Below are 10,501 nucleotides of genomic sequence, written 5' to 3'. Positions count from 1 at the left end.
TGCTTGTCTCAATTTTATATTGGGAGCAAGCTAAAATGGGACTATACTCATTTTAGCATTCCTAAGTTCAATTACTCAGTCCAATTTACTTATGTATATATCAACACTTTGCTAAAACATAGCCTAAAATTTAAAAAGCTCAAAAGATAAAATTTATTTAAAATTCATTTTATCCTTTGGGCTTTTTATTTGTATTTATAAAATATAGTATTAATTTTCTTGTTAGTTTGTTCTTATTATTTAATTTATCTTATCCAAGCTCCATTAGAACCTAGTCTATATCCATTAACAGTTGTATTACTAACCATTGCGCCTGAATAATCTAGATAATACCATGTACCTCTATCATCTACCCATCCAGTTAACATTTTTCCGTCATCTCTTAAGTAATACCATGAACCCTTTATATTTTGCCATCCTGTTGCCATATCACCATTATAGTTTAAGTAATACCATGAACCATTTGGATTAATCCATCCTCTTTGCATCATTCCAGTATAGTCCATAAAGTACCATCTGCCATTAATGAAGTTCCATCCAATAACTTTGTTTCCACCTAAAACATATTGCCAATTTCCATTGTTAATCATGCTCCATCCTTCATTAAAAGATGTTGTAGTTAAAAGTTGTGTTTCACTTAAAACATAATCTGAACAATGAGTTATCGTAAATGTTACTCTATCATCTTTTACTTTAACATTTGATGATACTAATTCTAATGATTTGGTATCCTTATTATAATAATAGACATACATATTTTTTCCATCATATTTTGAACCTATTTTAGCTTCAATTTTTGCTTTACCAGGTAACTTACCATCATAATTAAAATATAAATTAACTACATTTGCGCCATTTAAAATTTTTTTGATTTCTGATTCATTAGGAGATGTTGTTTCAATAGTTGTATCTAATTTACTATCCATATCTGAAACATTCTTAATATCCTCTCCATCAAAAGTCCAAGTATAATCGTCGCCTTCAAGAACTAAAGTCTTGTCATCATTATCTTTTAAACATTTAAAAACATCTTTTTCTACCTTAGGATAATCCGAAACATCATAAGATACACTATCAGCTCGTGAATCCTCAATTTTATCACTTATTCTATCAGTATCAGCAGTGCTTCCAGATCCTTTACTTGATGAACTGTGATGAGATCTTGAAGATTTTTTTTCATCAATACTACTTGTTCTATCATCAACTTCTATTATTTCACCCTTTATATTAACCCTTGCTATTACTTTTATATACTTATCTTCATCTCTATTAGCCAATTTGTAATCCTTACTATGCTCACCAGATATACTATTAAAATCTTTATCTCTGTGTTTAGATCTATACCATTGATACTCTACACTAGTTACTGGAACAATTTTACCATTCTCATAAGCTGTTACATTAGCTTCTAAAGTCTTACCTACCTTTTCAGTACCTGAAATTGATACTTTTGCTTCTTTCACCACTTTCGGTATTTCTATTTGTCTTTGAACTACTACATTTAATGAAGTCTTAGCAACAGTTTGCCCTTTTTCATCAAGCCAATCATATTTATATGTGTTAATATTCTTCTCTTTAGGTGTCCAAACATCACCACTCTTAGTTGCTATTGGTATATATTTAATATATCTTCCATCCTTTATCTCATTTGAATCAGATGATAATACATATTCTTTATTCAAAGATAAATCTCTTATTTTTGAAGGTTTAACTTGAATACCTGCTGGAGTAGTAAATTTCAATCCAATATAAGCGGTATTAGCAGTCAAATCACTGCTTCCCTTTAATTCATCTAAAGTCTTAGTAAACTTATTAGGTAAAGTAATTGTCACAGCACCTGATGTTGTCGTATCTACATCTATTCCTATAGCCTTATAAGCATCTTTATTTTTAGTTGTTTCTATAGATTGATTAGCTTCCTTCTCTTCATTATTAATCTCACTAGCATAAGCTTTAACATTAATACCTGAAAAATTTGGTACAATTCCTCCTGCTTGCATTCCAGTTATAGCTGCAAGAACTATTGCCATAGTCTTTGCATGCATATTTCTTTTCATTATAATATCTCCCCTTGTCTTTTCTTACCCCTAATGTGTAATTTTTTTGTATATGTATAAATCAAAATAGTAAGTTTAATAATACTTAATAGTTTAATTCTACACACTTTATATATAATTATAACATTAATGGGAAATTTTTTCACATTGCCTATTAAAAGCATAGTATTCATTAAGCGACTATTTAATTTGGATGTTATGTTTTAAATAGGTGTTCATATATGCAATGAGCAAAACGGTATTACAACTTAACTATACTCATTTTAGTATTCCTAAGTTCAAATACTCAGTCAACTTTACTTATGTATATATAAACACTCTACCCCAAAATAGTCTTTATATAAAATAATTAAATATTAAATAGAGGAAAAAAAACAAAAAAATAGAATAGATATATTATATATGGAATTTATTGGAAATAAGGAGGCTTTTATATGTTAAAAAACAAAAAGAAATTCTTAATGTCTATGGTGCTAAGTTTTGTACTTATGTCTTCATCTGTACCAGCTTTAGCTGCTACAACCACCGAACAAGATAAAAATGCTAATCAACAAATTACTACAGAGTACTGTGATAATTTAAAAGATTTAAATGAACAATTAGTTATGGGGGTAGCTTGGATGCAATCATCAGCTGAATATAGAGCATTATGTTATCAGGCTTATAATACTGGTCAAATCATTGTAGATCAAGAATCTTCAAAATTTAAACAAGGAGATAAACCTCTAGCTATAATTACAGATTGCGATGAAGCTGTTATTGATAACAATGAATATGAAGCTGGATTAATAGGAGAAAATAGAGCTTTTAGTGATGAAACTTGGGGGCAATGGGTAAATCATGCTGACGCTAAGGCTATGCCTGGTGCAAAAGAATTTTTAAATTATGCAAATAATAAAGGTGTCGAAATATTCTATGTAACAGGTAGAAAGGAAAAAACTGAACTTGATGGAACAATGAAAAATCTTCAAAAATTAGGATATCCCTGTGTAGATCAAAAGCATATGCGTTTAAAAACTGATAGTAGTAACAAACAACCTAGAATGGATGAAATAGTTAAAGATTATAATGTAATAATCTACATGGGAGATGATGCTGGAGATTTCCCTATTAATTCATATGGTAAGGATGTAAAAGATAGAAATCAATTAGTTGATGTAAATAAAAACAACTTCGGAGCTCACTTTATAATTTTACCAAATCCAGTATATGGACATTGGGAAAGTGCACTAGATAAGGATTATTTTAAGCTAAGTCCTGCTGAAAAAGATAAAGTAAGAAAATCATATTTAAAAACTTGGACACCTAGTGATACTAACAAATAAATATTTTAATTTGACCATAAAGTAAAGTTAACAATCCTTTACTTTATGGTTATTTTTAGTTTATCCTGTTAATTTTATGTACATTTTAATTAAATATGTCTAAACTATTACAATTTATAAATCATTTTCATTTTTGAATAATATTCTATTAATTTAAAGTACACATACTTATTAATTACAAATATGGATAATAGTATTGACGAATAAAATAAAATTGTTTATACTATATATCATAGTATAATGATACGAATTAAAAGCAATGATTAGAAAAGTAGATATTTATACTTTATACAGAGAGAGTCTTATTTGCTGGAAGAGACTTTAAAGTAACTTATCAATGAGTGCATCTATGAGCTATTTTCTCCAAAAGCTAGAGCTAAGTAGAGAAAATCGGTTAAACACCCGTTATAGTGTTAAGATATGTTTGTATCTATTTAAAACGAGTTGTATGTATTTTAATATACATATAAACAGAGTGGGACCGCGGAGTATATAACTTCTGCCTCTGTAATTAAGAGGTAGGAGTTTTTTTATTCTTTAGAAAATTATATTTTTTTAAAAAAACTTTCAGATAACTGAAATATTAATGTAATTAAAGGTTAAGAAATTAATCCTAAAGATAAAAAATAATACTATGCTGCACCATTATTCCTACACTACGTTTTGAAAGGGTGTATGGCTAAAAAAAATCGACAGCTCCAAAGTCGCTTTGGCGATTTTTTTATATACATAATTATTAAAAGGGGGATTTTACAATGAAAAAACTTTTTAACAACTTTATTTTCAAATTAATTATAGCTGTAATAATAGGTATTTTAATAGGAACTTATTCTAGTAATAATTTTATTCAAATTATATCTACTATTAAGTACGTGCTTGGGCAAATAATATTCTTTTCAATACCATTAATTATAATAGGTTTTATTGCACCATCCATTGCAAAACTTAAAGGAAATGCTAGTAAATTACTAAGTTATGCAGTACTAATAGCATATTCATCATCTGTATTTGCAGCACTTTTTTCTATGTTTGCAGGATATAATATAATACCTAAATTATCAATAATTTCTAATAATACTGTAACAAAAGAATTGCCAGACTTGCTTTTCAAACTTGATATACCACCAATCATGAGTGTTATGAGTGCATTAGTCCTAGCATTATTCTTAGGACTTGCAACAGCATGGACTAAATCTGATTTAGTTGAGAAATTATTGGAACAATTTCAAAATATAATATTAAGTATTGTTGAAAGAATTATAATTCCTATACTTCCTTTATTCATTGCCACAAATTTTGCATGTTTAGCTTATGAAGGTGGTATAAGCAAGCAATTACCTATTTTCTTTAAAGTTATAATTATAGTAATTATCGGACACTTTATTTGGCTTACTGTTCTATATTCAATTGCTGGAATAGTGTCAAAAGAGAACCCTTGGGAAGTTGTTAAAAATTATGGTCCAGCTTATCTTACTGCAGTTGGTACGATGTCAAGTGCTGCAACATTACCTGTTGCATTAAAATGTGCTAAAAAATCTAAAGTTTTAAGAAAAGATATCGCAGATTTTGCTATACCTTTATGTGCAAACATACATTTATGTGGATCAGTTTTAACAGAAGTATTCTTTATAATGACAGTTTCACAACTTTTATATGGAAAATTACCTAATCTTTCAACTATGATTTTATTTATAGTGTTACTTGGAATATTTGCAATTGGAGCGCCTGGTGTTCCTGGCGGAACTGTTATGGCTTCATTAGGCCTTATTACAGGTGTACTTGGATTTACTGAAGCTGGAACAGCTCTTATATTAACTATATTTGCGCTTCAAGATAGTTTTGGAACAGCTTGTAATGTAACTGGGGATGGCGCTATTGCGTTGATGCTTACAAGAGTAAAAGATAAGTAGTAATTCTAATAATGTTGTATAAAAGGGACAATAAAAATAAACATGGTTATTTTTATTGTCCCTTTTAGAATATAAAATTCTAAGGCTAGTGTATAGCTTTCTTTTTATAGCTTTTTCCAGTTCCTTCAACACTTGAAATTGTAATTAATGCTTCTTCATCAAATCCATGTACAATTTTTTTTAATTTTGCTACCTCAAGCCTTGATAAAACTACATATATAACATCTGTCTTATTACCACTATAAGCACCTTTTCCATCTAAAAATGTAATTCCCCTTCCAAGTCTTGCTATTATCGCATCAGAAATTTCCTTATTTTTTTCAGATACAATAATTACTGCCTTTGACTCATTAAGTCCTTCAACAGTAATATCTATTGTTTTAAAAGCAATAAAATAAGCTATTAAAGAATACATTGCTCTATCCCATCCAAATATAAAACCAGAGCTTCCCAATATAAAAAAATTAAAGAACATAACTATTTCACCAATAGAAAATATACTTCTTTTTTCTATTATTATCGCAACAATTTCAGTCCCATCTAATGATCCACCATTCCTTATTATTAGCCCTACTCCTACTCCCATTATAATTCCGCCAAATATGGTTGCCAAAAGTATATCCTGTGTTATGCCAGGAACAGGATGAAGTAGTGTTACTCCAGTTGATAAACATATTACTGAAAATATAGTTGAAAGAGCAAATGTCTTTCCAATTTGCTTATAACCTACAATAACAAATGGCAAATTAAATACAAATATAAATATTCCTAGTTCAGCTTTTGTTAAATGACTTGCCATAATGGATATTCCTGTCATACCACCATCAATTATATTGTTAGGTATTAAAAATATCTCAAGACCTATCGATACTAAAATTGAACCTAATATCATAAAAAAAATTCTACTTATAATACTTAAAACATTATTATATTTATTTTTCATAATAGATACTCCTTATATTTATTGATATGTTCTATAAACTAGATTCTCATACCAAATAAAACATGATGTAATTTTACTTAAAAATGTCTTAAATCAAATTATTGGTTTTTATTTTTCTATCCTCTTATTATAAACTACATTACTTTAATTATAACATATTCCTTAAATGCCACATTATTTAGTTTTCAATGAACAACTTAGAATGTTGTAAGTTGCGTAAACTTATCAAAGACAAAAAAAGATTTAGGTCTTTAAGAACAATGATTTTATTCCTATTTTTTAGAATTACATGACAAAAAATATCACACTTTCAATTCTAAATAATGTGATATTTCATTCTGTTATTTATATATTTTAATATTCTATTTATTTAAAGAATCAATATATTCTTTTAACTCTTTTAATCCAAGTCCAGTAGCAATTCTATATTTTTTTAATGTTTATTGCCTTTTATCATGTCATTTTGGACTAGTATTATATCACCTAAAAATAACAATATTAAATTGATTACTATAGTTAATTGTAGTATTGCGAAATAAAAAATATCACATATTCAATTCTGAATAGTACGGTATCTACTTTATATTTTATTTTCGTAATACATGAATGTTGTGCGATAATAATACTGTAAATTAATCATTTCTTTTGAACAATGTAATGATTAAGAATTAACTAACTAAAAGTGCTAACAATATAGCCATACAGATTGTCCCAATTAATGCAAAAATATTAAGAATTTTATTTGTTTTAAAATCTGTTTTTAATAATCTACGAAAAACAAGATAAATTGCAATTCCAATTATTCCTCCAAGAGTATTTCCTATAAGGTCAGTTATATCTGATGCACCTACTGCAAATATAAACTGTACTACTTCATAAAGTAAACTTACACTTGCTATTGGCACAACTTTCTTTAAGAAAGACCAATCGTTTTTCAACATACTAACATAAATTCCAAATGGAACAAATACAAGTATGTTATCATATATTTCTGATAATTCAATCCTGCTATTCACTATTACCGATTCATGAAATGGAATTAAGTTAATACTTCGCCAATGGTCTAATTCTTGAATTGAAAATTGCATTTTAAATATTATAATCCAAGTTAATATCAGTAAATACACTACCAGTAAGCAAGTTGTTAGTAATTGTTGCTTTGATTCTTTATTTTCCATATGTACCCCCATAACATTTTTTATTATTCTAATTGATTTATACTTAAATATAATGTAATTATTAAATCATTCTCCATTTTTTAGTTTACTATTATAATATTAATATTGACTTAAAAATATCTTAATAATTACACAATAATTTATATATTGTGGATTATATACACGCTTTAAGTATTGTTTTGCCTAAAGAAGAATCCTTATAAAAAATTAATAATGTCAATCTTCTTAAAAAACTCTGCTCCTTTACATTATTAACTTTTTTTATGATACAATCTTGCCTTGCAAAACAGAGAAAATGATAAAAGAAAAGATAATTTAGAGGTGGCCGTTGGGGTAGTATATTAATACATGATAGCACTGGTTAAAATACGTTAAATTTAGTGCTATAAATTTAACGTATTTTATCAAGTGCGACCTTTAAAGAACTATATTTGAAATTAAATTATATTACAGCATTATCATAACTGATTCTAACTTTTTTCGTGATAAATTATCCTCAATCATTTCTTCTAATGATGAATATATTAATGTCTTATATCCATTTCCAGTATAAAGTTTACCACTTCTGCCTATATAAATTTCTAAAGGATAATAGTATCCAACAGTGCCCACTAATAATATATTTTCATTAGCAACTTTTTTTACTTTTAATTCATCTTTTCTAAAAAAATGTGGATATATTTTAAACTCAAAATCTGCTGAATAACATGGATACTTTATTCCATCTTCAACATCTAAATACCATTTAGTAGCTAATCCATAGTATTTTTCATAGAATTCTCTTGCTGCCAGAAATAATTCAGTGCCATTTTTTTTATAAAATTTTTCTATCTTTGATATATCAACGTTTCTTCCTTCATATAATCCCGCCATACTAAGCATTATTTGTACCTTTTCATGTATATTACCATTCAGAAGTACTCTTTCATTAATTAGCATATTATTTTTATTTTCAAACCAAGATTTACATTTAAATTCATTCCAACAAAACTCTATTCCAGAGCATTTAAAACTTAATTGACTATCTATTAATTCTTCTCCATAGATCCCTAAGATTGTAATGATATTAATATCAAGATTATATACAATATCATACACTTTATATGTATTATGCTCATTAAGTTTAATATCTGGTGTAACAGTCTTTATACATATATTTTTAAATACATTATTTGAATCAAAATTCACTTTTGCATAATACAAATATAATACTGCCTCACCTGTATGCATACTTACATTATACGAATTATTTTTATTTTCTTTTCTTACATCAAATCCACTAGAAAAATAAATTGCGATATAATTTTTATTTATTGCAATTCTATCAATAGTGTTCATTTCCAATATTATCGTTTTATACTCATAAGAAGTATACTTCCAATTACTATTATTGTTATACATTAATTTTATCTCCTTAAACATCTAATCAAATAAATATTTTATCATTTACGGTGTGATTCATTATATCTTTAGGTTTATTCATAATATAGTTATTACTTTAAGTACTATCATAATGTTATCCTAGAATAAATATCTCTTATATACTTCTTCAAACAAACTAATTTTCTAGTTTACTTCTTAACTTCCCATTATAGACATTATTTATAACATAACTTTTATTTTATATTTTAGATCTTATTATATCATATATGTTAATTTTACCATTATTAAAAAAATTTTACATTCCCTCATAAAGAATTCCTATGTATAAATTCAAGGCTTGTACATGAGGATTTTCATATATAATATTTCCAAAAAAACTTATATAAGATAGTTTTTAACTTCTATAAACTCACTATCTAAAGTGCTGTTTTGCTCCCTAAAATATAAGTCCACTTATAAAAACATTATTTATAAAAAATAATTTCTATTATTAAACACAAGGCACTCTACGCTAACGATTAATTTTCTTACATATAATTCATCAATTTAACACTCTTTTATATAAAATTTCATAATATACAACAGAAAGACTTTAGGCTCAATAAAAAATGACTTAGTTTAAATAGTTAAGTCTTTTTTAGCCTAATCATTACTTTATAGGAGATGCAATTTAATGAAAAAAGGTTTAAAGCTTTTACTTTCTTTAACTGTAATTCTTACTTTGGCTACTTCTTTAATTGCTTGTAATTCTAAGAGTTCTTCTAAAACTACTGGTGAAGATGCAAAAGTTACTGTTCGTTTAAATGAAGTTACTCGTTCTGTTTTTTATGGACCTATGTATGTTGCAATTAGTGAGGGCTTCTTTGATAAGGAGGGAATTACCATAGATTTAGCAACTGGACAAGGCGCTGATAAAGTTATGCAAGCTGTATTAAGTAACAATGCTGATATCGGATTCTGTGGTCCTGAACAAGTAATTTATATTAATAATCAGGGAAGAGAAGATTATCCTGTAGTCTTTGCTGGGCTTACACAAAAAGATGGCTCTTTCTTAGTAGGAAGAAATAAAGAAGCAAACTTTGATTGGAATACATTAAGAGGAAAAGAAGTTATTGGTGGAAGACCTGGTGGAGTACCTGCTATGGCTTTAGAGTACGCTATGAAAAATAATAATATAAATCCAAAAACTGATGTTAATATGGTAACAAATATAGACTTTGCTGCTACTTCTGGAGCATTCAAAGGTGGTACTGGCGATTATGTAGCATTATTTGAACCTACTGCTTCAATGCTTGAAAAAGAAGGTAGTGGATGTATCTTAGCATCTGTTGGTGAAAATTCTGGAGTTATTCCTTATACTTGTTTCTTTGCAACTAAGTCTTACCTAGACAATAATAAGGACGTAATAGAAAAATTCACAAAAGCTATGTATAGGGGTCAACAATGGTATTTTTCTCATACTCCTGAAGAAATAGCTGACTCAATAATTCAATTTTTCCCTGGAACCGACAGAGATATAATTATAACAGTTATAAATAACTATAATAAAATAGATGCTTTAGCTCATGATCCTTCAATTAAAGAAGAAAATTTGGATAGATTGATAGATATAATTCAAGAGTATGATAAGTCATTAATTCCATCAAAACCTGATTTCAATAAAATTGTAGACAATAGTTTTGCTGAAAAAGCAACTAAATAAATG

Annotated in this window: 7 protein-coding genes; 3 read left to right on the top strand and 4 right to left on the bottom strand. The window is 27.4% G+C overall.

Features of this window, described 5'->3' with window-relative positions; translation table 11 throughout:
• Positions 1-245 precede the first annotated feature (245 nt).
• A complete protein-coding gene (locus RGC78_RS13355) occupies positions 246-2,057 on the bottom strand; it encodes an N-acetylmuramoyl-L-alanine amidase family protein (RefSeq protein WP_252226736.1) in 1,812 nt (603 codons plus the stop codon).
• A 434-nt stretch (positions 2,058-2,491) separates the two neighbouring features.
• On the opposite strand from RGC78_RS13355, the gene RGC78_RS13350 reads away from it, so the two are divergent.
• Complete coding sequence (locus RGC78_RS13350; protein ID WP_252213082.1) at positions 2,492-3,382, top strand: 5'-nucleotidase, lipoprotein e(P4) family; 891 nt, start codon at positions 2,492-2,494, stop codon at positions 3,380-3,382.
• A 755-nt stretch (positions 3,383-4,137) separates the two neighbouring features.
• Positions 4,138-5,292, top strand: coding sequence for a dicarboxylate/amino acid:cation symporter (locus tag RGC78_RS13345; protein WP_252213081.1), 1,155 nt, complete (start codon positions 4,138-4,140; stop codon positions 5,290-5,292).
• Between the two features lie 85 nt (positions 5,293-5,377).
• Here RGC78_RS13345 and RGC78_RS13340 read toward each other — a convergent pair whose 3' ends face one another.
• From RGC78_RS13340 to RGC78_RS13330, 3 genes are all read right to left on the bottom strand, one after another.
• Positions 5,378-6,235 carry a YitT family protein gene (locus RGC78_RS13340; protein WP_252213080.1) on the bottom strand — a complete coding sequence of 286 codons (858 nt, stop codon included), beginning with the start codon at positions 6,233-6,235 and terminating at the stop codon, positions 5,378-5,380.
• Between the two features lie 668 nt (positions 6,236-6,903).
• Positions 6,904-7,413: a VanZ family protein gene (locus RGC78_RS13335; protein WP_309556801.1), complete on the bottom strand. Its 510-nt coding sequence runs from the start codon at positions 7,411-7,413 to the stop codon at positions 6,904-6,906.
• A 447-nt stretch (positions 7,414-7,860) separates the two neighbouring features.
• Positions 7,861-8,814, bottom strand: a complete 954-nt coding sequence (locus tag RGC78_RS13330) for an SUKH-3 domain-containing protein (RefSeq protein ID WP_309556800.1) — start codon at positions 8,812-8,814, stop codon at positions 7,861-7,863.
• Between the two features lie 655 nt (positions 8,815-9,469).
• Here RGC78_RS13330 and RGC78_RS13325 point away from each other — a divergent pair.
• The gene (locus RGC78_RS13325; RefSeq protein ID WP_309556799.1) at positions 9,470-10,498 is read left to right on the top strand and encodes an ABC transporter substrate-binding protein; all 1,029 of its coding nucleotides are present in this window, start codon (positions 9,470-9,472) and stop codon (positions 10,496-10,498) included.
• Positions 10,499-10,501: the final 3 nt, after the last annotated feature.

Origin of the sequence: Clostridium aquiflavi, from assembly GCF_031344075.1 — a bacterium.
In the GTDB taxonomy this organism is placed as follows: Bacteria; Bacillota; Clostridia; order Clostridiales; family Clostridiaceae; genus Clostridium; species Clostridium aquiflavi.
Note: the sequence above shows the minus strand (reverse complement) of the source record. Positions and strands in the feature narration are given on the sequence as shown.